General features: G+C 67.0%; 22 protein-coding genes. 6 read left to right on the top strand and 16 right to left on the bottom strand.

Features of this window, described 5'->3' with window-relative positions; translation table 11 throughout:
• Positions 1-90: 90 nt before the first annotated feature.
• Positions 91-1,263 (top strand): metallophosphoesterase, encoded by a 1,173-nt coding sequence (locus CA2_RS03835; RefSeq protein WP_042412852.1) that lies wholly within the window; start codon positions 91-93, stop codon positions 1,261-1,263.
• 37 nt (positions 1,264-1,300) lie between these two features.
• Here CA2_RS03835 and CA2_RS03840 read toward each other — a convergent pair whose 3' ends face one another.
• Positions 1,301-3,388, bottom strand: coding sequence for an FUSC family protein (locus CA2_RS03840; protein ID WP_052369813.1), 2,088 nt, complete (start codon positions 3,386-3,388; stop codon positions 1,301-1,303).
• The gene (locus tag CA2_RS03845) at positions 3,385-3,915 is read right to left on the bottom strand and encodes a MarR family winged helix-turn-helix transcriptional regulator (protein WP_081888853.1); all 531 of its coding nucleotides are present in this window, start codon (positions 3,913-3,915) and stop codon (positions 3,385-3,387) included. The genes CA2_RS03840 and CA2_RS03845 overlap by 4 nt, the downstream gene beginning before the upstream one ends.
• Before the next feature lie 177 nt (positions 3,916-4,092).
• Between CA2_RS03845 and CA2_RS03850 the strand changes: the two genes are divergently transcribed.
• Entirely contained in the window at positions 4,093-5,016 is a 924-nt protein-coding gene (locus CA2_RS03850; protein WP_042412854.1) for an alpha/beta fold hydrolase, read from the top strand.
• Between the two features lie 53 nt (positions 5,017-5,069).
• Here the strand turns inward: CA2_RS03850 and phnE are convergent, their stop codons facing one another.
• The 3 genes from phnE to CA2_RS03865 all read right to left on the bottom strand — a co-directional run bounded on the left by phnE (position 5,070) and on the right by CA2_RS03865 (position 8,458).
• On the bottom strand, positions 5,070-6,629 hold the full coding sequence (gene phnE / locus CA2_RS03855; protein ID WP_042412855.1) for a phosphonate ABC transporter, permease protein PhnE: 1,560 nt from the start codon (positions 6,627-6,629) through the stop codon (positions 5,070-5,072).
• Entirely contained in the window at positions 6,629-7,444 is an 816-nt protein-coding gene (locus CA2_RS03860) for a phosphonate ABC transporter ATP-binding protein (RefSeq protein WP_042412856.1), read from the bottom strand. The genes phnE and CA2_RS03860 overlap by 1 nt, the downstream gene beginning before the upstream one ends.
• A 132-nt stretch (positions 7,445-7,576) precedes the next feature.
• Positions 7,577-8,458 carry a putative selenate ABC transporter substrate-binding protein gene (locus CA2_RS03865; RefSeq protein ID WP_042412857.1) on the bottom strand — a complete coding sequence of 294 codons (882 nt, stop codon included), beginning with the start codon at positions 8,456-8,458 and terminating at the stop codon, positions 7,577-7,579.
• A gap of 459 nt (positions 8,459-8,917) precedes the next feature.
• On the opposite strand from CA2_RS03865, the gene CA2_RS18720 reads away from it, so the two are divergent.
• The 3 genes from CA2_RS18720 (at position 8,918) to CA2_RS03880 (ending at position 13,318) form a co-directional block, all read left to right on the top strand.
• Positions 8,918-9,046, top strand: coding sequence for a hypothetical protein (locus tag CA2_RS18720; RefSeq protein WP_267970562.1), 129 nt, complete (start codon positions 8,918-8,920; stop codon positions 9,044-9,046).
• A gap of 163 nt (positions 9,047-9,209) precedes the next feature.
• Positions 9,210-10,556 carry an amino-acid N-acetyltransferase gene (argA, locus tag CA2_RS03875; RefSeq protein WP_042412860.1) on the top strand — a complete coding sequence of 449 codons (1,347 nt, stop codon included), beginning with the start codon at positions 9,210-9,212 and terminating at the stop codon, positions 10,554-10,556.
• A 380-nt stretch (positions 10,557-10,936) separates the two neighbouring features.
• Positions 10,937-13,318, top strand: a complete 2,382-nt coding sequence (locus tag CA2_RS03880) for an adenosylcobalamin-dependent ribonucleoside-diphosphate reductase (protein WP_042412861.1) — start codon at positions 10,937-10,939, stop codon at positions 13,316-13,318.
• Between the two features lie 68 nt (positions 13,319-13,386).
• On the opposite strand, the gene CA2_RS03885 is transcribed toward CA2_RS03880, so the two are convergent.
• Positions 13,387-14,910 carry a sulfatase-like hydrolase/transferase gene (locus tag CA2_RS03885; RefSeq protein WP_052369814.1) on the bottom strand — a complete coding sequence of 508 codons (1,524 nt, stop codon included), beginning with the start codon at positions 14,908-14,910 and terminating at the stop codon, positions 13,387-13,389.
• A gap of 146 nt (positions 14,911-15,056) precedes the next feature.
• Here CA2_RS03885 and CA2_RS03890 point away from each other — a divergent pair, with 146 nt between their 5' ends.
• Positions 15,057-15,734: a glutathione S-transferase gene (locus CA2_RS03890; RefSeq protein ID WP_042412863.1), complete on the top strand. Its 678-nt coding sequence runs from the start codon at positions 15,057-15,059 to the stop codon at positions 15,732-15,734.
• A gap of 259 nt (positions 15,735-15,993) precedes the next feature.
• Here the strand turns inward: CA2_RS03890 and CA2_RS03895 are convergent, their stop codons facing one another.
• From CA2_RS03895 to CA2_RS03940, 10 genes are all read right to left on the bottom strand, one after another.
• Positions 15,994-16,665, bottom strand: coding sequence for a pseudouridine synthase (locus CA2_RS03895; RefSeq protein WP_081888854.1), 672 nt, complete (start codon positions 16,663-16,665; stop codon positions 15,994-15,996).
• 99 nt (positions 16,666-16,764) lie between these two features.
• A complete protein-coding gene (locus CA2_RS03900; RefSeq protein ID WP_042413050.1) occupies positions 16,765-17,271 on the bottom strand; it encodes a disulfide bond formation protein B in 507 nt (168 codons plus the stop codon).
• Between the two features lie 60 nt (positions 17,272-17,331).
• Complete coding sequence (locus CA2_RS03905; RefSeq protein WP_042412864.1) at positions 17,332-18,459, bottom strand: sulfate/molybdate ABC transporter ATP-binding protein; 1,128 nt, start codon at positions 18,457-18,459, stop codon at positions 17,332-17,334.
• Positions 18,460-18,487: 28 nt separating this feature from the next.
• Positions 18,488-19,462, bottom strand: a complete 975-nt coding sequence (cysW, locus tag CA2_RS03910) for a sulfate ABC transporter permease subunit CysW (RefSeq protein WP_081888855.1) — start codon at positions 19,460-19,462, stop codon at positions 18,488-18,490.
• The gene (cysT, locus tag CA2_RS03915; RefSeq protein WP_042412866.1) at positions 19,459-20,361 is read right to left on the bottom strand and encodes a sulfate ABC transporter permease subunit CysT; all 903 of its coding nucleotides are present in this window, start codon (positions 20,359-20,361) and stop codon (positions 19,459-19,461) included. The genes cysW and cysT overlap by 4 nt, the downstream gene beginning before the upstream one ends.
• A gap of 82 nt (positions 20,362-20,443) precedes the next feature.
• The gene (locus CA2_RS03920) at positions 20,444-21,445 is read right to left on the bottom strand and encodes a sulfate ABC transporter substrate-binding protein (protein ID WP_042412868.1); all 1,002 of its coding nucleotides are present in this window, start codon (positions 21,443-21,445) and stop codon (positions 20,444-20,446) included.
• Positions 21,446-21,619: 174 nt separating this feature from the next.
• The gene (locus CA2_RS03925; protein WP_042412871.1) at positions 21,620-22,189 is read right to left on the bottom strand and encodes an RBBP9/YdeN family alpha/beta hydrolase; all 570 of its coding nucleotides are present in this window, start codon (positions 22,187-22,189) and stop codon (positions 21,620-21,622) included.
• Between the two features lie 259 nt (positions 22,190-22,448).
• On the bottom strand, positions 22,449-23,090 hold the full coding sequence (locus CA2_RS03930) for a bifunctional 4-hydroxy-2-oxoglutarate aldolase/2-dehydro-3-deoxy-phosphogluconate aldolase (protein WP_042412873.1): 642 nt from the start codon (positions 23,088-23,090) through the stop codon (positions 22,449-22,451).
• On the bottom strand, positions 23,072-24,901 hold the full coding sequence (edd, locus tag CA2_RS03935) for a phosphogluconate dehydratase (protein ID WP_042412875.1): 1,830 nt from the start codon (positions 24,899-24,901) through the stop codon (positions 23,072-23,074). The genes CA2_RS03930 and edd overlap by 19 nt, the downstream gene beginning before the upstream one ends.
• A gap of 97 nt (positions 24,902-24,998) precedes the next feature.
• On the bottom strand, positions 24,999-26,018 hold the full coding sequence (locus CA2_RS03940) for a TRAP transporter substrate-binding protein (protein ID WP_042413052.1): 1,020 nt from the start codon (positions 26,016-26,018) through the stop codon (positions 24,999-25,001).
• Positions 26,019-26,045: the final 27 nt, after the last annotated feature.

The raw sequence follows: 26,045 nt of genomic DNA on the forward strand, positions 1-26,045 counted from the left end.
GGCGGCAACATCGGCTTGCTATGCTGGTTGCAGCCCGTGTCTGCGGGCACCCCCATCTCCTGCCCGTGTGCGGCACCTTCTCTGCTCGATATGGTTTCTTTGCTTGCGCTGCTGGCGCCCCTGCTGTCCCTCTGGCTCTGGTCTCCACTGATTCCGTCCCACCGCCGTGCCTTCTGGTGGTGCGTGGCCATCACCACCGTGCTGGGCACCGCCCCCGCGCTGCTGATCTATGCCATGCGCAATGAAGTGCTGGATTTCGGCCTGCTGTCGCACCTGCAGCTGGTCAGTGGCACCTTGTTCGCGGCCATCGCCCTGGGGCTGGTGCTGTGCATCGTGCGCGACCTGCTGTGGCTGGCCGTGCGGGCCTGGCGCGGCCCCCGCAGCGCAGCGCCCTGGCGCCGGCCACGCTGGACGGCCACGGGCATGGTTGCCCTGGTGCTGCTGAGCACCTACGGCACCATCCAGGGCACGCGGCTGCCCGAAGTGCGTGAGCACACGGTTACCCTGCCCCGCCTGCCGGCGGCCCTGGACGGCCTGCGCATTGCCGTGCTGGCCGACATCCACGCCACGCCCGTCAACGACGCCGCCTATGTGCAAGGACTGGTGGAGCGCACCAATGCCGCGCGGCCAGACATGGTGGTGCTGCCTGGCGACCTGATCGATGGCGATGCACCCACGCAGTCCGGCAACATCGCGCCGCTGGCAGGCTTGCAGGCCCCGCTGGGCGTGTGGTCGGCCCCCGGCAACCACGAGTACTACAGCGGCTATGACGCCTGGGCCCGCGTGTTCCAGCGCCTGAACCTGAATTACCTGGCCAACGAGGCCCGGGTGCTCGACGTGCGCGGGCACAGGCTGGCGATCTCGGGCGTCGGCGATCCGGCCTATGGCCGCCTGTCCCAGCAGAATGCCGACCCGCAGGTGCCTGAAGGCGTGCCGCCCGATGTGGTGACCGTGGCCTGCCAGGCGCAGGCCGGCGGTGCCGAGTTGCACATCCTGCTGGGCCACCAACCCAAGATGGCCCGCAGCTATGCGCCCCACGGCATTGACCTGCAAATCGCCGGCCACACCCATGGCGGCCACATCCGGGGCATGGACCAGTGGATCGTGGCACCGGCCAACGATGGCTTTGTGCGCGGTCTCTACGAGGTGGGTGCCATGCGCCTGTTCGTCAGCAGCGGCGCCGGCCTGTGGCCGGGCTTTGCCGTGCGCCTGGGCGTGCCGTCCTCGATCGACGTGCTGGTGCTGCGCCGCGCGGCGCCTTGAGACCCGCGCCAAGACCCGCACGCCGCGCAGGCGGCCATCACGGCAGTTGCTGGCGCACGGCCTCCAGCGCCGGAATATCCCGCTGCGCCACCTGCAGCGCCTGGGCCGCCAGCGCCGGCGGCAACCCGGGCTGGGCCGACAAGGCCCGCCAGGCGGCCTGCAGCCGCACCTGCTGCCGGGGGTCGCGCGCAACGCCCCCCCAGGCCGCCGTGCGTTGCAGGGCCTGCACCGCCAGCCGCTCAGTGCGGCGCAAGGCCGGGGTGGCCAGGATGGTGTCGCGGCGCCACTGCTGCAGCTGCAGCAGCGCCGTCTGCATCGCACGCAGTGACAGCCCCAGATCGTGCAGCTGCCCGCGCGCGGGCCACTGCGTCTTGTCCGCCCAGCGCACCAACCGCAACAGGCGGTGGTGCAACTGGGCCTGCCACAGCGCAGCGGCGGCAGAGCCCCCCGGCCACAGCGCGGGCCGCCCCTCTTCCAGCAGGCGGCGCGCCAAGGCCGGCACCTCGGCCAGCATCATGCGCGCCAGGGTGTGCAGGCGCCGCTGGGCATTGGTGGGATAGACCCCACGGTACACCAGCCAGGCCAGGGCCGGCCCGGACACCACGGCCAGCGCCATGCTCAGGTGCTGGGTCCCCCCCCCCGTTTGCGGAAACACCGGCGCCAGCAGGATGAACATGGCCATGTTGGTGTCCATGGCGCCCGCCGCCGTGCGCTGGTGGGCAAACACCAGCCCGCCCAGCAGGGCAAACGGCAGCAGCATCCACACCATCTGCCAGCCCGACTGGGCCCAGGGCCAGACCAGGGTCTGGCACAGCAGCGCCAGGGCGGCGCCGATCAACTGCCCCCGCAGCACGAAGGCCATGGTGCGGTGCGGGCTCTCGAAGCCTGAAAACACCAGCAGCATGACCGACAGGCCCAGCATGCCAAAGGCCACCAAGCGCCATTCCGTAAGCGCCCACACCATGCCCAGCAGCAGCAAGGTGCCGCCCGCACGCACGGCCGCCTGGCGCGCACCCACCCAGTCGCGGTGCAACGGCAAGGGTGCCATGCGCCGCTCGTGGGCCACAGGCCGGCGCTGGCCTTGCAGATCCCGTTGCTCGGCCTCCCAGCCGCTGTGCATGGCCTGCAGCAGCAGGTACAGGGCATGCAGCACCTCCGGGACGGCCTGCCCGGCCGCCTGCACGGCGGCCACCACCGCTTCGCAGGCCGCAATCGCCTGTTGTAAGCACTGGCGCAAGGCCTGGGCCTGCTGGGGCTCGGGCGCAGTCTGCAACGCCTGCACGAGCGACTCCAGCGCCTGGGCCAGCTGCTCTGCGGGCACCTCAGGGGCAAGGTCCACCGCCACCTCGGCGCGCTGCAGCAGCCCCAGGTGGTAGACCAGATCCAGGGCGCGGTGCTGCTGCCAGTGCATGGCCCTGGAGGTGTGGCGGGCCGTGCGCGATCCTTCGGGGTACAGCTCCAGCAACTCCTCCACCTCGGCCAGACGGCTGAGCAGCGCGGCCATCGGGGCCGGCGCCGGCGCGGGCGCGGCGTGCTGGCGCAGCGTCGCGATGGCTGCCTGCAGCACACCGGCCAGCGCATTGCGGCTTTGGGCAATCAGCACAGCGGTGCGGCGCCGGGGGGCGAAGCACCAGGAAATGCACACGGCGGTCAGCACCCCGGTCACCACGGTCAGCAGACGGTCCCAGGCAAACGGCCAGATCGCGGCCACGGGCCCCACGTGCAGCAAGATCACCATGGCTGCCGAGTAGCCCGCCAGCATGCAGCCGTAGGCCATGTAGCCGCGCTGCAGGTTGCCCAGGAAGGCACACAGTGCGCTCCATGCGGCCAGGCCCAGGGCCAGCACCCAGATCGACTCCTGTGCCAGCAGCACCAGGCCCACGGCGAATGCCACGCCCACCACCGAACCGGCGAAGCGGTAGATGCCGCGCGACAGCAAATGCTCCCGCATCGGCTGGCTGCAAGCCCAGGCCGACATCGCGGCCCAGTGCGGGTGCTCCAGCCCCAGGGCATAGGCCAGCAGCAACGCGGCAAAGGCCGCCAGGGCCGTGCGCAGGGCAAACGCCAGCACCGGGGTGTGAAAGCCCAGGGCCCGCGCCCAGGTGGTGGCGGTGGATGCGCTCATGGCGCCTCCGGATCGCACGTGCCGACCGCCGGGGGCTGCGACGCCTGCACCAGGCGCCGGTCCAGTTGCAGCAGTCCGGCCACCAGGGCCTGCACCGCCGAGGCCGGCAGGCCTTCCAGCAGTTGCTGCTCCACCCGCTGCAGCTTGCCGCGCACGTCCGCCACCATGGCCTGCCCATCGGCGGTCAGCAGCAATTGCTTGCTGCGGCGATCGGCCACATCGGTGACCCGCAGCACCAGGCCCCGGTCTTCCAGCAGGTCCACCACGCGCACCAGGCTGGAGCTGTCCAGGCCCATGCGCTGCGCCAGTTGCTTGAGGCTCAGCGCCTGGCCGGCCTGGTGCAGGTGAAACAGCGGGCGCCAGGTGGCATCGGTCAAACCCAGCTCCGCCAGGCGCATCTCCAGCACACGGCGCCAGTGGTGGCTCACACTGACCAGCAAATGACCAAAAAACGGCACCGCCTGCGGCGCATCACCGGCGTCGCAGGACGGCGGCTGGCAGTTCATCGTGGCATCAGACGGGTGCATGCAGACTCTTTGCAAGATAAATAATTGGCAATGCCAACTATTTTAAAAAAGTGCTCTTGCGCATGCAGCGCCTGCCTGCAAGCCCCTGCGGGCGCCAGGGCGTGGGCAGCGTGCACGGCTTGAGTTCGCACGCCGTTGCCGCGACACTGGCGACTTTGTTGGACGCTGCCCTGGCCCATGAACCACCACCTGCCCCCGGCCGATCCCGCGCTGGACCGTTTTGCCGATCTGCCGAATGGCCTGCAACTGTGCTTTCGCACCTATGGACACCCCGATCACCCGCCCATCGTGCTGATTGCCGGCCTGGGCCTGCAACTGGTGTCCTGGCCCCAGGCCCTGATCGACGGTCTGGTGGCCGAGGGCCTGTACGTCATCACACTCGACAACCGGGACATGGGCCGCTCCAGCTACCTGCCGCAGACCCCGCCGGCGCGCTGGCGGCTGCTGCTGGACCGCATCCCCAGCGGGCACTATCTGATCAGCGACATGGCCAACGACGTGATCGCCCTGCTGGACCACCTGGGGGCCGAGCAGGCGCATGTGCTGGGCATGTCCATGGGCGGCATGATTGCCCAGAACGTGGCGGCGCAGGCACCGCAGCGCGTGCTGTCGCTGACTTCCATCTTCTCCACCACCGGCAACAAGCAGGTGGGCCAGCCCGCCGCGTCGACCATCTGGCGCATGCTGACCAACCGGCCCGCCTGGACCCTGCCGCAGGCGCAGGACAAGTTCGTGCAGTTGATGCGCCACATCGGCAACCCCGAGGTGCCCGGCGTCGAGGCCTTGTGGCGCCAGCACATGGCCCTGGCCTGGCAGCGCACCACGCCCGAGCTGTCGCTGCAGGGCTACGAACGCCAGGTCACCGCCATCGTGGCTTCTGGCGACCGTACCGGGTTGCTGCATCGCATCCAGGCCCCGACCCTGGTGCTGCACGGTGACCGCGACTACATCGTGCACCCCAGCGGCGGTGAGGCCACGGCACGTGCCATCTCGGGGGCACAACTGCACACCCTGGTCGGCATGCGGCACCAGCTGGATGCCGCCATCACCCCGGCGCTGCTGGAGCTGATCGTGCCGCATGTGCGCGATGCCCAACGCTGACACGCAAAAAAGGCGCTGCCAGCAGCGCCTTGCAAGCCTGGACAGCGCGCCCCTCAGCGCATGGCGCGGCGCAACCAGGCGCTGGTCTGGTCCACCGCCACCGACAGCGCCAGCATGGCCAGGATCACCGTGCTGGCTTCGGCGTAATGGAACAGCGACAGCTTGACGTACAGCAGCTGTCCCAGCCCCCCGGCGCCGACAAAGCCCAGGATGGCGGCCATGCGGATGTTCATTTCCCAGCGGTACAGGGTATAGGCCAGCAATTGCGGCGCCGCACCGGGCAAGGTGCCATACAGAAAGGCCAGCACCCGGCCGCTGCCGGTCCGGCGCAGGGCCTCGGCCGGTTGCGGCGGGGCGTTCTCCAGCGCTTCGGCATACAGCCGCCCCAGCACCCCGGCCGTGTGCAAAGCCAGGGCCAGGGCCCCGGCAAACGGCCCCAGCCCGACGGCCAGGGCGGTGATGGTGGCCCACACCAGCTCCGGCACGGAGCGCAACAGGCTCAGCACCACGTTCCACGGCGCGCGGAACCTGGGCAGGGCCAGCAACAGGCCGGCAACGGCGGCCAGCAACGTGCCCACCACCGAGATCGCCAACGTTTCGCCAATGCCCACCAGCACGGCCCACAGCCAGGCTGCGCTGGTGTCCGGCGGGAAGAAGCCGGTGACGAAGTCCCCCATCGCGGCGGCCGCCTGGCCGGTGAACAGCTGCGACCAATCCATGCCCAGCAATTGCCAGCTGGCCACGATGGCGACCGACACGGCCAGCAGCACCGCCGCGCTGCGCCAGCCCCAGGGCGCCGCACGGGGCGCGGGCGTCGCATCCAGGGCCCGGCGCAAGCCATTCGACAGCGCATCCGCGCCCAGCACCAGCAGCACGAACACCAGCAGGATGGAGCAGGCCTCGCCGCCGTTGAGCATCTTCATGGCCTGGTCCATCAGCTGGCCCAGGCCGCCGGCGCCCACAAAGCCCATGACCACGGATGCACGGATGGCGCATTCCCAGCGGTAGACGGTGTAGGACACCAGTTCCTTGGAGGCCAGGGGCAGCACCCCGTACAGCAGCGCCAGGGCGCGCGGACTGCCGCTGCGCACCAGGGCACGGGCGGCGGTGCCGTCCTCGCTTTCCAGGATTTCAGCATAGACCTTGCCCAGCATGCCGCCATAGGTCAGCCCCAGGGCCAACACCCCGGCGGTCGGCCCCAGGCCGAACACGCGCACGAAGACCAGCGCCCACACCAGCTCGGGAATGCCGCGCAGGATGGTCAGGATGGCGCGCGCCACCGGGTTCTGCGTGGCCTTTTCACGGACGGCACTGGTGGCCCAGTACGACAGCGGCACGGCCAGCACAAAGGCCAGCAGCAGACCGATGGTGGCGATCGCCAGTGTCTCCAGCGTGGCTTGCCACAGATAGCCGCCAAACTCGGCGCTGGTGTCCGGCGGCAAGAAGCCGGCCAGAAAGCCGCCGATGACGTGCAGGTTGTTGGGGTCGAACAAGGCCCCCGGCTGCACGCCGGCGCCCTGCCACAGGGGCCACAGCACGGCCAGGGCCACCAGCAGGCCCCACAGGCGGGGCCGCGCCGCCGGGTCGGACAAAGGCCGTTGCAGCGCCGGCATCAGCAGCCCCTGCGCACCGCCGCCAGCGTGCTGGCGGCCGCGGTGTGCGGCAGGTCCGGTGACTGCGGCGCCTGCAGGCCCTCGGCGGCGTACAAGGCCTGTAACTGGGCCGGCGTGACCTGGCGGGCCGGCAGATCAAACACGATGCGCCCACCGAGGATGCCCACCAGGCGCTCGAAGCACTGCTGCGCCAGCTCCACCGCGTGCAGGCTGGCCACCAGGGTGGCGTTGCGGGCCTTGGCTTCCTGCACCAGCAGCTGCACGGTGTCCAGGGCCAGCGTGGGGTCCAGGGCCGACACCGGCTCGTCCGCCAGAATCAGTTGCGCCTCCTGGTACAGCACGCGGGCGATGCCGACACGCTGCAGCTGCCCGCCGGACAGCTGGTCGCAGCGCACGAACAATTTGTCGGCCAGGTGCACGCGCTCCAGCGCCTGGCGCGCGCCGGGCAGGTCCTGGGGGTAGAGCAACGAGGCCAGCGACTTCCACGCCGGCCACTGGCCCAGCTTGCCCGCCAGCACGGCGGTCACCACGCGCTGGCGCGGCGGAATCGGGGCGGACTGGTGCACGGTGCCAATGCGCGCGCGCAAGGCGCGCAGCGCGGCGGCGGACGCCCAGGCCGGCTGCTGCAGCACGGTCAGCTGCCCCGCCGTGGGCTGCAGCGCTGTGCCGATGGTGTTCAGCAGGCTGGTCTTGCCCGCGCCGGAGGGGCCAATCAGGGCGATGCTTTCGCCCTGCTGCGCCTGCAGGTCGATGTCCGCCAGGGCGACATGGCCGTTGGCATGGGTCAAGCCCAGGCCGTGCAATGAAAAACTCATACAGATGCTCTGCAAACTGTAGCTGTCAGCGCAACATGGATGAGCGCTGCCAGCCAATTTTGCTGAATATGCGCAGCACGCCACCGCGTGCCTGCACCGGGCAGGCCACGCGGCGGCGCTGCGGCCACTGGCTTACTTCAGCAGGCCTGCGGCCTTGGCGGCCTCTTCGATGCCCACGTAGTTCTCGGGCTTGGAGGGGATGAACTTGGAGGCGCGCTGCAGGTCCATGATGGCCTTGTGCTCGGGCTTGGCGGGGTCCAGCTTCAGGAAGGCCTCGGTCAGCTTCTTGGTGATGGCGGGGTCCAGGTCGCCGCGCACGGTCCAGTTGTAGTCAAAGTACTCGGGTGTGGTGTGGAACACGCGCACCTTGGCAGGGTCGACCTTCTTGGTCTCGACCAGCTTGTCCCACACCGAGGTGTTCAGCACGCCCGCGTCGGCCTTGCCGGCGGCCACGAAGGCCACGGTGGCATCGTGCGCACCGGAGTAGGCCACGTTCTTGAAATCCTTCTCGGGGTTGATACCGGCCTTCTGGATGAAGTAGCGGGGCATCAGGCTGCCCGAGGTGGACGAAGGTGCGCCAAAGGCAAAGGTCTTGCCCTTCAGGTCTTCCAGGGTCTTGATCGACGGATCGGCCGTAATGAAGCGCGAGGTGAACACCGCATCCTCGGCGCGCTGCACGATGGGGTTGGCCGTGCCCTTGGTGCGGATCTTGGCCTGCACGTAGGTGAAACCGCCCAACCAGGCCATGTCCAGCTTGCCGGTGGCCAGCGATTCCACCACGGCGGCGTAGTCGCTCACGGGGGTGAACACGACCTTCATGCCGGTTTCCTGCGACAGGTACTCGCCCAGGGGCTTGAACTTGCGCTGCAGTTCGGTGGGGGCCTCATCGGGGATGGCCGACACGCGCAGCACCTGTTCGGCGGCGGAGGTGGAGAAGGAGGCCAGCGCGGAAGTGGCGGCCACGGCAAGCAGCGCCTGCTTGATCACCAAGCGGCGTGGGGAAGAGATGGACATGTGGTTTCCGTTTCAAAAGCCACCGCCGGACGGAATTGCTCGGCGGTTTAATCGGTGCTCCAGCACGCTGGGCACCCTCGGTACAAGGGCGGTACGACAGACCGCTGGGCGGAATTCTCGCACCCATGGGCCCGGCTTGAGCGCCGTCAAGCCAGTTACCGCAGCAGACCGCTGCACCATCAGCCGGCCCAGCCCGGCACAGCACTATGGCGATCAAAGCGCTCAGCGCATAGAAATCAAGGCTTTGACAACGAATTGTTTGCCAAACCAATATGAATTCAGCGCATCAAGCTCTCTTTTTTGAGAATCGGCAAGACACCCTGACAACACCAGGGTTTTAGCCTGCCCTCCTTCCCCCGGCACGCGCTTCGTGGAACCATGGATTCAGACCGGGCGCCGCGCGCTGCGGCCCCGGCGGTGGAAGATGAAGTGATTCCAGCTTTCTGCAAGGAGGCCGCAATGACCGAGTTCGACGCCCTGCACCCCCTGCTCCAGGCGGTGGTGTATTACGGCAGCCCCCTGCTGCTGCTCGCAGGCCTGGCAGGCTTTGCCACCTCGGTGGCCCTGTGGTTCCTGCGAGCATCCTGAACACAGCGGCGCGGCACGCCGGCACGCTTCGCCATCCACGATCCTCCCACGCTCGCAAAAAAGCGCTGCACCCTGATCCACGCGGCTACACTTCGCACTGGCTTGCATTCCCCACGGAATGACAAGCCTTTTTTCCCTTCTGATGCCTGCTTTCCCGCCGCCCATGTCCACTGTCTTCAACTTCACCTTTGTTCCCTGGTTCCGGTCTGTGGCCCCGTACATCCACAAGTTCCGACACCAAACCTTTGTGGTGGGCATCACGGGCGAGGCGATTGCCGCCGGCAAGCTGCAAGGCATCGTGCAGGACCTGGCGCTGATCCAGGCCATGGGCGTCAAGCTGGTGCTGGTGCACGGCTTTCGTCCCCAGGTGAACGAGCAGTTGCGCCTCAAGGGCCAGGAGCCGCAGTACTACAACGGCACCCGTGTGACCGACAGCGTGGCCCTGGACTGCGCCCAGGAAGCCGCCGGCCAGCTGCGCTACGAGATCGAGGCCGCCTTCAGCCAGGGCCTGCCCAACACCCCCATGGCCGGCGCCCGCGTGCGCGTCATGTCGGGCAACTTCCTGACCGCCCGCCCCGTGGGCATCGTCAATGGCGTGGATTTCATGCACTCCGGCCTGGTGCGCAAGGTGGACGTGGAAGGCATCCGCCGCGCCCTGGACTCGGAGGCCATGGTGCTGCTGTCGCCCTTCGGCTTCTCCCCCACGGGCGAGGCCTTCAACCTCAGCATGGAAGAGGTGGCCACCCGCGTGGCCAGCGAGATGAAGGCCGACAAGCTGCTGTTCCTGACCGAAGTGCCCGGCGTGCGCACCGACCCGATGGCGCCCGAGGGCGATGACAACCCCATCGACACCGAGCTGCCCCTGGCCGCCGCGCGCCAGCTGCTGGCCAAGCTGCCCGCGCCGCAGGTGCCCACGGACACGGGCTTTTACCTGCAGCACTGCGTGCGCGCCTGCGAACAGGGCGTGGAGCGCAGCCACATCCTGCCGTTTGCGGTGGATGGCGCGCTGCTGCTGGAAATCTATGTGCACGACGGCATCGGCACCATGGTCATCGACGAGAAGCTGGAGGAGCTGCGCGAGGCCTCCATCGACGACGTGGGCGGCATCATCCAGCTGATCGAGCCCTTCGAGAACGACGGCACCCTGGTCAAGCGCGACCGCACCGAGATCGAGCGCGACATCGCCAGCTACACCGTGATCGAGCACGACGGCGTGATCTTCGGCTGCGCAGCCCTGCACCCCTACCTCGAAGCCAAGACCGCCGAGATGGCCGCCGTGACTGTCTCGCCCAAGGCCCAGGGCACGGGCGATGGCGAAAAGCTGCTCAAACGCATCGAGCAGCGTGCCCGCATCATGGGCTGCGACACCCTGTTCGTGCTGACCACGCGCACCATGCACTGGTTCATCAAGCGGGGCTTCCAGCCGGTCAGCCCGGACTGGCTGCCCGAAGCGCGCAAGGCCAAGTACAACTGGGACCGCAAGAGCCAGGTGCTGGTCAAGAAGCTATAACCGACGTTTACCGATCAACGGTAAAAAATTTTAAACAGCACTTGCCAACAAATAGCAGCAAAATTCTCATGAATACATGATTTTTTGCTATTAATTTCATACTCCAAACCTGACTAGAATACGCGCCGTGCTCGGTGCAAAAACCGCTGCGATAGCCCCCGACCAGGGCCCCACTATTGCAGCGCCCGCATGCCGGAGGCTCGGATTTTGGGTTCCAATTCCCCCTTTGTTGGCCCTGGCGCCAACCGGGCCCACCAGGCCCGACTCCGATCCCCTGGCCGGGCGTGCCAAGTACGCCCGGCCTCTTTTTTTTCGTTCCCTGTGCATGGCTTTTGCTTGTGCAAGGACTGTCTCGACATTCTTCTTACTGCAAAGACGAAATGACTTCTTTGAACACCCAACCAATCAGCCAAGACGTCTTGGCCGAGAAATACCTGGCTGCCGGCGAACACACCGCCGAAGACCTGTTCCGTCGTGTCTCCCAGGCTCTGGCAGACCAAGAAAAGCCGGAGCTGCGCGCCGAGTGGGCGGAGAAGTTCTTCAAAAACATGCAAGCCGGTGCCATCGGCGCCGGCCGCATCATGGCCGCCGCCGGCCTGGACACCAAGGCCACGCTGATCAACTGCTTCGTGCAGCCCGTGGCCGACGCCACCAACGGCTTTGACGAAAACGGCAACCCCGGCATCTACACCGCGCTGTCGCAGGCCGCGGAAACCATGCGCCGTGGCGGTGGCGTGGGCTATGACTTCTCCAACCTGCGTCCCAAGGGTGCGCGGGTCAAGGGCACGAACTCCTACGCGTCGGGCCCCTGCTCCTTCATCGACGTGTTTGACGCTTCGTGCACCACCGTGGAATCCGCCGGTGCGCGCCGCGGTGCACAGATGGGCGTGATGCGCATCGACCACCCCGATGTGCTGGACTTCATCACTGCCAAGCGCCAAAAGGGCCGCTGGAACAACTTCAACGTCTCGGTCGGTGTGACCAGCGACTTCATGCAGGCCGTGGAAAACGATGCCCCTTGGGAACTGGTGCACGTGGCCACCCCCTCGGACATCCAGATCGACGCCGGTGCCTACCAGCGCGACGATGGCAAGTGGGTCTACCGCACCGCGCAGGCGCGCGAGCTGTGGGACAGCATCATGAAGTCGGCCTACGACTTCGCTGAGCCGGGCATCCTGTTCATCGACAACATCAACAACGACAACAACCTGTACTACGCAGAGACGATTGCCGCCACCAACCCCTGTGGCGAGCAACCCCTGCCCCCCTACGGCTGCTGCGACCTGGGCCCCATCATCCTGACCAAGTTCGTGCGTGATGCCTTCACGCCCGAAGCCCGTTTCGATGTGGACGCCTTCCGCGCCGCCGTCGCCATCCAGGTGCGCATGCTGGACAACGTGCTGGACGCCACCGTCTGGCCCCTGCCCGAGCAGCACAAGGAATCGCAGCAAAAGCGCCGCATCGGCGTGGGCTTCACCGGTCTGGGCGATGCCCTGATCATGCTGGGCCTGAAGTACAACAGCGACGCCGGTGTGCAGCAGGGCGAAACCATCGCCCGCCACATGCGCGACGCCGCCTACCTGGCCTCGGTCGAACTGGCCAAGGAAAAGGGGGCCTTCCCGCTGTTCGACGCAGACAAGTACCTGGCCAGCGGCTTCACCCAGCGCCTGCCCGAAGCCATCCGCGCCGAAATCCGTGCCCACGGCATCCGCAACAGCCACCTGCTGTCGATCGCGCCCACCGGCACCGTGTCGCTGGCCTTTGCCGACAACGCCTCCAACGGCATCGAGCCGCCCTTCTCGTGGACCTACAACCGCAAGAAGCGCACGGCCGATGGCGGCAACAGCCACTACACCGTGGAAGACCACGCCTACCGCGTGTTCAAGGCAATGCACGGCGCCGATGCGCCGCTGCCCGAAGCCTTCGTCAGCGCGCTGGAAATGACCGCCGCCGAGCACGTGGCGATGATGCGCGTGGTCCAGCCCTACATCGACACCGCCATCTCCAAGACGGTGAACATCCCCGCCGACTATCCGTTCGAGGACTTCAAGAACCTCTACATGGAAAGCTGGAAGGCCGGCCTCAAGGGCTGCGCCACCTACCGCCCCAACGACACGCTGGGTGCCGTGCTGTCCGTGGAGCCGCCCAAGCCCGCCGAAGCGCCCAAGCCCGTGGCCAGCACCCACAGCAGCAACATCGCCGCCGTGGTGGAACGCCGCCCCGAAGGCCCGCTGAACGCCGTGGTCGACAAGATCGAGTACTTCACGCACGACGGCGCGCGCCGCCTGTACCTGGTGGTCAGCTTCATGCTGGTGGACGGCGTGGAGCGCCCCATCGAGTTCTTCATGCCCGTGGGCCAGACCGGTGAGAGCCAGCAGTGGATCACCGCCACCATGCGCTCGCTGTCGCTGGCCGCGCGCGGCGGCTTCCTGGACAAGGCCCTGGACGACCTGCGCAAGGTGGCCTGGGACCGTGGCCCCATCCGCTACGGCTGGATGGACAAGGCCGACGGCAGCCGCGTGCCACTGTGGCACGACAGCGAAGTGGCCCTGCTGGCCTACGCCGTGCAGGCCATCATCGCCAACCGCGGTGAGGCCCAGCCCGCCCCCAGCACCAGCGCGGCCCCTGCACCAGCGCCTGTGGCCGATGCCACGCAGACCATGAGCGGCAAGAAGTGCCCCGACTGCGGCGCCCACGCCGTGATCAAGAAGGATGGCTGCTCGTTCTGCACCGCCTGTGGCTATATCGGCGCTTGCGGCTGATCCAGCCTGCGCAAGCAGCTATGAAAAAAAGGAGGCCTCGGCCTCCTTTTTTTATGGACGGATGACGCTCACTCCAGCGAGCAGCGGTCCGCTGTGGCAATCGCCTGCCAGTCACGCCCCTGGAACTGGAGCGCCTGCGGTGCGTGCTGCAGTGGTACTGCCCCATCGCCCACGCCCCAGCGCACCAGCTGGGCCACCATGGAATTGCCATGCAGGGGCGTCTGGCGCTCTTGCGCGCTGAAGCGGGGCATGCCGGCCGCCTCGGCCGTCGCTGCCAGCGCCGGGTTGCGCCAGACCAGCAGCGGCACCTCCAGCGTGCTGCGGCTCAAGCCCGTGCGATAGCCCTCGCTGCACGGTGGCAGCACCAGCCCGTGGTCGCTGCTGTAGACCAGCAGGGAGGGACTGCCCGGGCGGGAGGACTGGTCGAGCAGCTGCGTCCACTTGGCGAGCAAGGCGCTGCTGTAGTGCAGGGAGTTGTCATAGGCATCTTCCAGCGCGGCGTAATCTGCAGGGTAGCGGTGCTTGACGTCCGGGTGGCTGCCGAAGGTGTGCAGTACGACCAGCTTGTGCGTGGCGGGGTCCTGCAGGGCACGGCGCAAAGGCTCCGTCAGCGCATCATCGTCCCCGCCATCACCCACCTTGGTGTAGACATCGGCCGAGCGCCGCAGGGTCTGCACAAAGAAGTCTTCCTGGCTGTCGAAGAAGCGCGAATTGGTCAGCACAAAAGTCTTGAACCCCGCCTGGTGCGCCACATCCAGGAACGAGGGGGCCTGCTGCTGCACGCTGTCGTTGGCCGACAGGCCCGTCAGCATGAAGGGCAAGGCGGCCGCCGTGTTCGAGCCCTGGGCCATCACGCGGATGGCCTCGATCCCGGGGATGTCGCGCAGGGGCGCGTTGGTGTCGCCGCCGCCATAGCCCAGCAGCGACCAGCGCTGGGCCGAGGCGCTTTCGCCGATCACCACCACCAGTGTCTGCACCGGGGCCGGCTGCGACAGCGGCACCGGCAGCTGCGGGCTGTAGAACAAGGCCGCATTGATTTGCCGGTGCAACAGGTAGGCCTTGACGATGTGCAACGGGTACACCCGGTCGAGCTTGTTCAGGTAGCCCCAGCCGTCGTAGCCCTTCTTGGCGCCATACAGCGCGAAACCACCCCACACCAGCGCGCTGGCGATGCAGGCGACACGCAGCAGCGGGCTGCGGCGCAGCGACTGGGCAGGCCAGCGCAGCAGCGTCCAGCCCAGCCAGCCGGAGCCCAGCAACCACAGCAAGGCCATCACCACGGTCAGCGTGGGCAGGGTGTGCACGAACTCCCAGGTTTCGCTGGACGTGGTGCGCAGCGCCGTGGCCAGGAAGAACTGATCGGCCAGATAGCCAAAGAAGCCCACGTGCACCACATTCACCAGCCCCAGCAGCCACACAGCGGGCACCACCAGCCAGCGCACGGGCCGCAGCAGCAGCAACGGTGCCCACAGCACCGCGGCGAGAAGCCACAGACCCAGGGATTTCGCATGCACGCCCTCCAACAGGCAGGGGCTCAACAGCAGCAGCCAGGCGATGAGCGCCGGCGCTATATTTTTTTTGTTGTGTTTCATTCGCTTACACCATCCAAGGTGGGCGAGCTTACCCCAGGCAGGGCACGGCTGGCTTACTCCGCCGCGATACAGGCTTTGTCCTGAGGACTTAAAGTACGCAGCTTGTCTTTCCAACCTGCTGCGTTTTCACCAGCACCATCGCTCCCATGACCCTTTCGCCTGCCCTGCCCGTGCTCTATTCCTTCCGCCGTTGCCCCTACGCCATGCGTGCGCGTCTGGCACTGGCCCATGCCGGACAGGCCTGCGAGCTGCGCGAAATCAACCTGCGCGCCAAGCCGCAGGAGCTGCTGCAGGCCTCGCCCAAGGGCACGGTGCCGGTGCTGGTGCTGCAGGACGGCCGCGTGATCGAGCAAAGCCTGGACATCATGCTGCACGCCCTGCGCACCAACGACCCGGACGGCTGGCTGGCCCCCACCCAGGGCACGCTGGGCGACATGCTGGCGCTGATCGGCCGCAACGACGGCTTCTTCAAGCAGGCACTGGACCGCTGCAAATACCCCGAGCGCTACACGGCCGAAGAGGTCAACCAGGCCCAGACCGATGCCATCACCTGGCTGGCCGCCCTGGACGAGCAACTGGCCGACAGCGGCTACCTGTTCGGCCTGAACCCCAGCCTGGCCGACATGGCGCTGCGTCCCTTCGTGCGCCAGTTTGCGCGCATCGATGAAGCCCAGTGGGCCGAGCAGCCCTGGCCCCACCTGCAGGACTGGCTGCAGCGCTGGATCGATTCGGCGCTGTTTGCCGAAATCATGGAAACCTACCCCGGCTGGGTCCCCGGCACACGGGGCCCGACCTTCAGCACCGACAGCATCGAATCGGCCTGAGCCGGTGCGCAGGCCATTGCAAGCATTTTTGGCCTGTAGCGCATAAGCAGCAAGGGGCAGCAGCTCCTCTTTTCAATGCTGCATCACAGGCTTGCGCGGCACCCCGACCGAGGGGTGGGGCAGCCCGCCATGCGGCCATGGCCCTCACCGGCCGTGGACGGAACGGCGCAACGCCGACGCCCGCCGCGGGCCTCCCCTGCCATCGCCAGCCGGCTTCTGGGCACGGGCTGGCCATCGCAGCCCAAGGCGCCAGGCCCGCTCAGCGGCCTTTGTGGAACCAGGCGCCGGGCCGGCGCGCCGAGACCGCCGGACGGCCCGGTGGGCGCCGCGCTGTCGTACCCGCCGACGCCTGGCTGCCCGCCGCAGCCATGTCGCCCCACTGGATGTCTTCACGCGCAATCGCGCGCCACTGGCCCGGGGCCAGCGCCTCCAGCTGCAGGTTGGCAATGCTGCGCCGGATCAGGCGCAAGGTGGGGTGGCCGATGGCCGCCGTCATCTTGCGCACCTGGCGGTTCTTGCCCTCGACCACGGTGATCTCCAGCCACACATCCTGCACGCTCTTGCGCACCCGCACCGGCGGATCGCGCGGCGCCACCTGCGGCTGGGGCTGCAGCAGTTGGGCCTGGCACGGCAAGGTGGTGTAGTCCTCGATGCGCAGGCCGTCGCGCAGGCGCTGCAAGGCGGCCTCATCGGGCACGCGTTCGACCAGCACCCAATAGGTCTTGGGCTTCTGGTAGCGCGGGTGGAGCAACTGCTCGATCAGCGGGCCGTCGTCGGTCAGCAGCAGCAGGCCCTCGGAATCCTTGTCCAGCCGCCCGGCCGGGTACACCCCGGGCGGCAGGTCGAACTCCGCCAGCGACCGCGCCCCATCCTCGGGGGTGAACTGGGACAGGACGCCATACGGCTTGTGGAAGAGGATGTACTGGGGCATGCCGGATCGATAGTGCGCAAAAGCCGTGATTGTCGGCCCAAAACAAAGCCCCGGCATGCCAGGCATGCGGGGCTGTAATCCTCAGGGGGAAGCAGGTTCTCAGCGGCGCTGGGCGCCCTTGCACAGCAGCGCCAACAGCACCAGCGCAAAGCCGACAAACCACAGGAAGGACCAGTTGGCGATGGTGCCGCCCAGGAAGGTCCAGTCCACGGCCGTGCAGTCGCCCGAACCGCGGAAGATCATGGGAATGGCGCGGCTAATGGGGTAGTTCTCGATCATGCCGTAGAGGTCCCGGCCGCAGCTGGCGAACTCGGGCGGGTTCCACTGCAGCCAGCTCTGGCGGGCGGCCACGAAGGCGCCCAGGCCGGCGGCCACCGTGGCCAGCAGGCTCCAGGTCTTCCACCAGGCACTGCGCCGGCCCAAGCTGGCCAGGCCGGTGCACAGGGCCACCAGCACCAGGGCATAGCGCTGCACGATGCACATGGGGCAAGGCTCCAAGCCCTGCACATGCTGCAGGTACATGCCAAAGGCCAGCAATGCCACGCAGGCGGCGGCAATCAGCGCCAGCGTGCGGCGCGGGGTGGAGGTGATCCAGTTCAAAACCAGCATGTTGTTCTCATTTCAGGGGACGGCACCAGTGCCCCCTGCCCCATGCAGGTGGCGGACTCAGATACCGGCTGCTTCGTCCAAGAATACCTTGGCGCGCCGTGGTGTGACCACCAAGGTCTCCCCCTCGCGCAGTGCCATCTCGTGGAACTGCTGGGCAGGGATTTGCGCCTCGATCAAACGCTCGGAACCCGCATTGTCTGCGGATTGGGTGTCGTCCGCGGGAATAAGTTCCAGGCGCGCGATCGGACCCACCACGATGGCGCGGCTGAGCTGCACCACCATGCCGGTCTGGCGGCCGTTGCCGTCGGTGTTCTGGCCGGGGGAATAGCGCTCTACCTCCAGCTCGTGCGGGCGCACATAGGCGAAGGCGTTGCGATCCACGGCACCGGCGGCATCGCTGCTGGCCAGTTGCGTGCCATCGTCCAGCACGACGTGGCCGTCCTGGGCGCGGCCCTTGAACAGGTTCACATCGCCCAGGAAGCCGTAGACAAACGGGCTGGCCGGGTTGTTCCAGACTTCCTGCGGCGTGCCTTCCTGCTCGATCTTGCCCTGGTTGATGACCACCACGCGGTCGGCCACTTCCAGCGCCTCTTCCTGGTCGTGCGTCACGAAGATGGAGGTGACATGCAGCTCATCGTGCAGGTGGCGCAGCCAGCGGCGCAGTTCCTTGCGCACCTTGGCATCCAGCGCACCGAAGGGCTCGTCCAGCAGCAGCACCTTGGGCTCCACCGCCAGGGCGCGCGCCAGGGCAATACGCTGGCGCTGGCCCCCCGACAGCTGCGAGGGGAAGCGGTCGGCGATCCAGTCCAGCTGCACCAGCTTGAGCAGGCTCATCACCTTCTCCTTGATCTGGGCTTCGCTGGGGCGCTCGCGGCGGGGCTTGACGCGCAGGCCGAAGGCCACGTTCTCGAACACGGTCATGTGGCGGAACAACGCGTAGTGCTGGAACACGAAGCCCACGTTGCGCTCGCGCACGTGCACATCGGTGGTGTCTTCGCCGCTGAAGTGGATGCTGCCCACGTCGGGCGTTTCCAGCCCGGCGATGATGCGCAGCAGCGTGGTCTTGCCGCAGCCCGAGGGGCCCAGCAAGGCAATCAGTTCCCCGGACTGGATGTCCAGGCTCACATCGCGCAGGGCCTGGAAGTCGCCGAACTGCTTGCTGACATTGCGGATTTCAATGCTCATGGTCTTGATCTTTCATGCGCGCCGCGCTTCAGGCGGCGGTGCGTGGCGTGGGTTGCTCGGGCGGCAGGCTGGCCGCGTCCTTGAGCTGTTGTTCATGCTTCCATTCGGCCATGGTCTTGATGACCAGGGTCACCAGCGCCAGCAGGGCCAACAGGGAGGCCGCCGCAAACGCCGCCACGGATTGGTATTCGTTGTAGAGGATCTCCACGTGCAACGGGATGGTATTGGTCTGGCCGCGGATGTGGCCCGAGACCACCGACACCGCGCCGAACTCGCCCATGGCACGGGCGTTACACAGGATCACGCCGTACAGCAGGCCCCACTTGATGTTGGGCAGCGTCACCTTCCAGAAGGTCTGCCAGCCGCTGGCCCCCAGCACGATGGCCGCCTGCTCCTCGTCATTGCCCTGGGCCTGCATCAGCGGGATCAGCTCACGGGCGATGAAGGGGAAGGTTACGAACACGGTGGCCAGCACGATGCCGGGCACGGCGAAGATGATCTTGATGTCATGCGCCGCCAGCCAGGGGCCGAACCAGCCATGGGCGCCGAACACCAGCACATACATCAGGCCCGCCACCACGGGCGAGATGGAGAACGGCAGGTCGATCAGCGTGATCAGGAAGGCCTTGCCACGGAAGTTGTACTTGGCGATGCACCAGGCGGCCGCCACGCCGAACACCAGGTTCAGCGGCACGGCAATCACCGCGGTGATCAGCGTCAGCTTGATGGCGGCCCAGGCGTCGGGTTCGTTCAAGCCCTCCAGGTAGGCCCCGAAGCCCTTGCGCAGCGCCTCGGTGAACACGGCCGCCAGCGGCAGCACCAGGAACAGGGCGATGAAGGACAGCGCCACCCCGGTCAGTACCCAGCGCAGCCAGCGCGGCTCGGTGGTGGACAGCTTTTCGGGCTTGCTGCCCTTGCGCGGGGCCGTCAGGTGGTAGGCCACCACGGCCAGCACCAGCACGGCCAGCAGCAGCTTCAACAGGAAATAGTGTTGTTCGTTCATGCGGGGGCTCCTGCATGGCGGCGCTGCCACGCCTGCAAGGCGTTGATGACCAGCAGCAGCACAAAGGAGATCACCAGCATCACCACCGCCACGGCCGTAGCGCCGGCGTAGTCATACTGTTCCAGCTTGCCGATGATGATCAGCGGTGTAATTTCAGAAATCATGGGCATGTTGCCGGCGATGAAGATGACCGAGCCGTACTCGCCCACCGCGCGCGCAAAGGCCATGGCAAAACCAGTCAGCAAGGCCGGGGTGATGGCAGGCAGGATCACCTTGTAGAAGATCTGCCAGCGGGTGGCGCCCAGGCTGGTGGCGGCCTCTTCCAGCTCTTTCTCGGTGTCTTCCAGCACGGGCTGGACGGTGCGCACCACGAACGGCAGTCCGATGAAGATCAAGGCGATGACGATGCCGTTGGGGTTGAAGGCCAGCTGGACGCCCAGCGGCTCCAGGTACTGGCCCACCCAGCCGTTGCCGGCCAGCAAGGCCGTCAGCGAGATACCGGCCACGGCCGTGGGCAGGGCAAACGGCAGATCGACCAGGGCATCGACGATTTTCTTGCCGGGGAACTGATAGCGCACCAGCACCCAGGCGATCAGCAGGCCGAACACCAGGTTCACCAGCGCAGCGGCGAAGGAGGCGCCAAAGGTCAGCTTGTAGGAGGCGACCACCCGCGGTGCGGCCACGGCCTCCCAGAACTGGGCCCAGGACAGGTCAAAGGTTCTGAGCAGCAAGGCCGACAAGGGGACCAGCACGATCACGCTCAGATAAAACAGGGTGTAGCCCAGCGTCAACCCGAAACCGGGTAGGACGCGGCCCGCGCCACGGCCCCGGCGTGGCCCTGAGGGCTGACCGGAGACTGTGGCGCTGGGCGTGGGGCTGGCAGGGGATGCGACGGACATTGTTGGTTTTTCCCAGTCGGCCAGAAATCGTTGTTGTTATGAAAAGGGACGCTGTCGCCAGCGCCCCGTGCACAGCCCGGACTTACTTGCCGGGGGTGTAGATCTCGTCGAACTTGCCACCGTCGTTGAAGTGCACCTTCTGCGCTTCGCCCAGCGAGCCGAAGTACTTGGCCACGGTGAACTGCTTCAGGGGCTTGAACACGTCGGCATGCTTTTTCAGCACGGCTTCCGAACGGGGGCGCAGGGCGTGGTTGGCGGCGATTTCCTGGGCTTCGTCCGAGTACAGATAGTCCAGGTAGGCCTTGGCCAGCGCGCTGCTGCCCTTCTTCTCGGCCGTGCGCTGCACGATGGCGATGGGGTTCTCGGCGACGATGGAGCTGGAGGGGTAGACCGCCTGCACCTTGCCCTTGCCAAACTCGCGGTCCACGGAGATCACCTCGGATTCGAAGGTGATCAGCACGTCGCCAATGTTGCGCTGCAGGAAGATGGCCGTGGCATCGCGCCCGCCCTTGCCCAGCACGGGCACGTTCTTGTACAGCTGCTTGACGAATTCCTGGGCCTGGGCGTCGGTCCCGCCGGCTTCACGCACCGAGCCCCAGGCCGCCAGGTAGGCGTAGCGGCCGTTGCCGCCGGTCTTGGGGTTGACCACCACCACTTTCACGTCGGGGCGGATCAGGTCCTTCCAGTCCTTGATGTTCTTGGGGTTGCCGTTGCGCACCAGGAACAGCATGGTCGAGGTGGTGGGCGACGCGTCGTGCGGGAACTGCTTGGCCCAGTTCTTGGCCACCACGCCGTTGTTGGCCAGGAACTCGATGTCGGTGGTGGTGTTGAAGGTCACCACATCGGCGGGCAGGCCGTCGTTCACCGCACGCGCCTGGGCGCTGGAGCCGCCGTGCGCCTGGTCGATCTTCACATCCTGGCCGGTGGTCTTCTTGTAGTGCGCAATGAAGGCCTGGTTGTAGTCCTTGTAGAACTCGCGGGCCACGTCGTAGGAGACGTTGAGCAACTGGCTCTGCGCGGAGGCCATGCCGGTGGCGGCCAGCGCAATCGTTGCCAGGAAAGTCTTGAGCTTCAAAGAGGTCATGGTGCGGTCGCCTTACTCACGCGGAGTCTGTTGCAAGAGATGCAGCGGATTGTGAAGAACAATCTTTAAAACTCAAAAGAATATATTTTTTTAAATTAATCCAAAATAAGAATAAAGAAAAAGTGAGCTATCTACGCATACCCAGCAATCGAAAGACCACGATTTGATGCAAATTCAGGCCGCGACCGTGCGCGGCTGGGCCCCCCAGGCCATGTCCTGCACCAGGGATTGCAGCAGCGCCCGGCCCAGCGGCCATTCGCCGTGCCCGGACTCGGTGTTGATGTGACCGGCGTTCTGCAGGCGCACGAACTCGCTGCCCCAGGCGCGGGCATAGGCACCGGCCAGGCGCACGGGGCAATAGGGATCGTTGCTGCTGGCCACCAGGATGCTGCGGTACGGCAGCGCTTGGTAGGGCACGGGGGCAAAGTCCGCCAGGTGGGCCCGGCGCTCGGGATCGGCCGGCGCCACCAGCAAGGCACTTTGGATGCGCGCGGCCGCCTCCGGGCCGACGTGGCTGGTGGTGATGCAGCCCAGGCTGTGGGCCACGATAATGACCGGCTCAGGCCGCGACAGGATCAGCGCCTCCAGCGCCTGGACCCAGTCGGCACGCTTGGGGGTGAGCCAGTCGTCCTGCTCGACCCGCTCGGCCTGCGGCAGGCTGTGGGCCCACAGGCTCTGCCAGTGATCGGGGCCGGAATTGCGCCACCCTGGAACGATGACGATGCGCGGTTCTGTCTGTGCCATGGCTGGCCCTCCTTTGAGGCCGCCGATTGTCTGCGCCCATGCCGCCAAACCCAACGAATGATTGGTTGTTTTCTTATGTGCATAAGCTTGTGCGCCGGCAGCCCTGCTGGGGCGTCCAGGCCGCCTCAGGCCCTGGCGGCGGGCACCCGGATCGGGCTGCACGCGGCCGGTGGCCCACACGCATAGCCACGCCTGGGGTTGGGAGCTCTTGCCTAGAACTGATTTATGCAAGAGCGCCCCTATCGGGCCTCGCAACAACTCACAGCGCCCGCAAAGCTTCTGCCTCGCGGGCCAGCGCGGTGATGCGGCTCCAGTCGCCCTGTTCCATCGCCTCCACCGGCACCAGCCAGGAGCCACCGACGCAGACCACGTTCTTCAACACCAGGAACTCGGCTGCGTTGCCGGGAGAAATCCCGCCCGTGGGGCAAAAACGCACATCGCCAAACGGCCCCTGCCAAGCTTTGAGCATGGCCGAGCCACCGGCCTGCACGGCGGGGAAGAATTTCAGCTCGTTGAAGCCGTCGGCCTGGGCGGCCATGATCTCGCCGCTGGTGGCCACGCCGGGCAGCAGCGGCAATTGCAGGTCCTGGCAGGCTCGGCCCAGCGCACTGGTGTAGCCCGGACTCACCGCAAAACGCGCACCCGCATTCGCACAGGCCTGCGCATCGCCGGCGCTGCGCACGGTGCCGGCGCCGACAATGGCTTCGGGCACGGCGCGCGCGATGGCCTCGATGCTGGCCAGCCCCTGGGGCGTGCGCAATGTAACTTCCAGCACACGCACCCCGCCCGCGACCAGGGCCTGGGCCATGGGCACGGCATGCGCGACGTTGTTCAGGACGATGACCGGGATGACCGGCGCGTCCTGCATGATCTCGAGGGCGGTCAGTCGTTGTTGATCCATGTGCAGGCTCCCTCTTCTGCGCTGAGCGCGTGGCGCCGGAATCCGGCGAACAGTTCGCGGCCGAAACCTCGGCCATTGGCGTGGCGCAGCGCCTGGGGCATGGTGGCCACGGGGCGTTGCAGCCATTCGTCTTGGCTGACCAGTACGGCCAGCGTGCCGGCCACGGCGTCCAGGCGCACGCTATCGCCGTCGCGCAGGCGCGCCAGCGGCCCGCCCACGCAGGCCTCGGGCGAGACGTGGATGGCGGCGGGCACCTTGCCTGAGGCGCCGCTCATGCGGCCATCGGTCACCAGGGCCACCTTGTAGCCCTTGCCCTGCAGCACGGCCAGCGGCGGCGTGAGCTTGTGCAACTCGGGCATGCCGTTGGCGCGCGGACCTTGCCAGCGCACGACGCAGACCACGTCGCGGTCCAGTTCGCCGGCCTTGAAGGCCTGCTGCAGCGCTTCCTGCGAATCGAACACGCGCGCGGGCGCCTCGATGATGTGGCGGTCCTCGGGTACGGCGCTGACCTTGATCACGCTGCGCCCCAGGTTGCCGGACAGCAGCTTGAGCCCGCCCGTGGCGCTGAAAGGCTGGTCGGCGGGGCGCAGCACGGACAAGTCGCCCGAGGTGCCGACCTCATGCCATGCCAGCTGGCCGGCCTGCACGGCGGGGATGCAGGCGAATTCCTGCAGGCCCTGCTCGCGCACGGTCAGCACGTCGCCATGCATGAGCCCGGCCTTGAGCAGCTGGCCGATGACGTAGCCCGGGCCGCCTGCGGACTGGAACTGGTTCACGTCGGCGCTGCCGTTGGGATAGACGCGGGCCAGCAGCGGCACCACGCCCGAGAGTTCGGAAAAATCGTTCCAGTCGATGCGGATGCCCGCCGCGCGCGCCACGGCCACCCAGTGGATCAGGTGGTTGGTGGAGCCGCCCGTGGCCAGCAAGGCCACCATGGCGTTGACGATGCAGCGCTCGTCCACCACATGGCCTATCGGCGCGAAGCGCCGGCTTTTCGTGATGTCCAGCACCGTGCGCATGGCTTCGCGGGTGAGCAGCTCGCGCTCGCCATCGGCCGGGTTGATGAAGGCCGTGCCCGGCACGTGCAGGCCCATCGCTTCCAGCAGCATCTGGTTGCTGTTGGCTGTGCCGTAGAAGGTGCAGGTGCCCTCGCCGTGGTAGGCGGCCGTTTCGGCGGCCAGCAGTTCCTTGCGGCCCACCAGCCCCTGGGCGGCCTGTTCGCGCACCTTGGCCTTGTCGCTGTTGGACAGCCCCGAGGTCATGGGCCCGGCCGGCACGAAGACCGTGGGCAGGTGGCCGAAATGCAGGGCGCCGATCAAGAGCCCCGGCACGATCTTGTCGCAGATGCCCAGCATCAGCGCCGCATCGAACACATCGTGCGACAGCGCGATGGCCGTGCCCATGGCGATGGCATCGCGGCTGAACAAGCTCAGCTCCATCCCCGGCGCACCCTGGGTCACACCGTCGCACATGGCGGGCACGCCGCCCGCCACTTGGGCCGTGGCGCCCAGCCTGCGGGCCTCGTCCTTGAGGATGTCCGGGTAGTGCGCCAGCGGTGCATGGGCCGACAGCACGTCGTTGTAGGCCGTGACGATGGCGACGTTGGGCGCTTTCTCTTCGACGATGCGGATGCGGTCGCGGCCCGGAATGCCGGCAAAGGCATGGGCCACGTTGGCGCAGCCCATGGACTGGGCGCCGGGCGGCCTGGCGGCCATGGCGTCCACCTGTTCAAGATAGGCGGTGCGTGAATCGGCACTGCGCTCGCGGATGCGTCGCGTGACCTGGTCGACGATGGGGTGGATGGTGCTCATGCGTGGTTCCTGCGGATGCGCTGTCGCGCCTCTTCACTGGTTGTCGTGGGTGGCCCGGGCATGGACCCCTTTCGCGCCCAAGTCCACCCTGTACAGCTTACTTGCCTGCGCGGACCTGCTTGACGGCGGCCTGCACCTCGTCCCAGGTGCCCTGCCCCACGGTCTTGGCGATGCCGGCGTTCACTGCCGTCAGCTTGTCGCGCATGCGGTTGGCTTCGGCCGCAGGCAGCTCGTTGACCTGCATGCCCTTGCCCTTGATGTCGGCCAGGGCCTTGGCTGCTTCCTCGCGCGTGTCCTTGCGCTCGAACTCGCGGCTCTTGACCGCGGCGTCCTGCAGCACCTTCTTCTCGGCCGGGCTCAGGGTATCCCACCACTTCTTGCTGACGGTGACGATCCAGGGGCTGTAGACGTGATTGGACACCGTGAGGTACTTCTGCACCTCGTAGAACTTGCTGGACAGCACGGTGTTGAAGGGGTTTTCCTGGCCATCGACGGCGCGCGTCTCCAGTGCCGTGAACAGCTCGGAGAACGGCAGCGGCACGGCATTCGCGCCCAGGGCCTTGAAGCTGTCGAGGAAGACGTTGTTCTGCATCACACGCAGCTTGACGTCGGCCAGGTCTTCCAGCTTGGCAATCGGGCGCTTGTTGTTGGTGAGATTGCGGAAACCATTCTCCCAGTACACCAGACCCACCATGCCCTTGGGCTCCAGCGTGGCCTTGACCTTTTCGCCCACGGGACCATCGAGCACCACGTCGGCTTCCTTGGCGTTGCTGAACAGGAAAGGCGTGTCCCACACCGCCATCTCCGGCGACAGTCCGACCAGCGTGGCCGTGGAGCCGACCATCATCTCCTGCGCACCGCCGATCAGCGCCTGCTGCATCTGCGTGTCCGAGCCCAGCGAGGCATTGCCGATCGCCCGCACCTTCATCTTGCCACCCGTCGCCTTCTCCACCTCCTTGGCGAAGAAGCGCACAGCGCGCCCCTGGTTCGAATCATCCACCAGGCCATAGCCGAATCGCACGATGCGAGGCTTGAAGTCCTGGGCCAGGGCCTGGCCGGTGGCGGCCAGCGTGGTGAGAGCGGCCATGAGGCTGGCCAGTGCAAAGGGAATACGCATTTTCATCTCCTTAGGTTGTAGGGTGTC

The organism is Comamonas aquatica NBRC 14918 (assembly GCF_000739875.1).
Classification (GTDB): Bacteria; Pseudomonadota; Gammaproteobacteria; order Burkholderiales; family Burkholderiaceae_C; genus Comamonas; species Comamonas aquatica.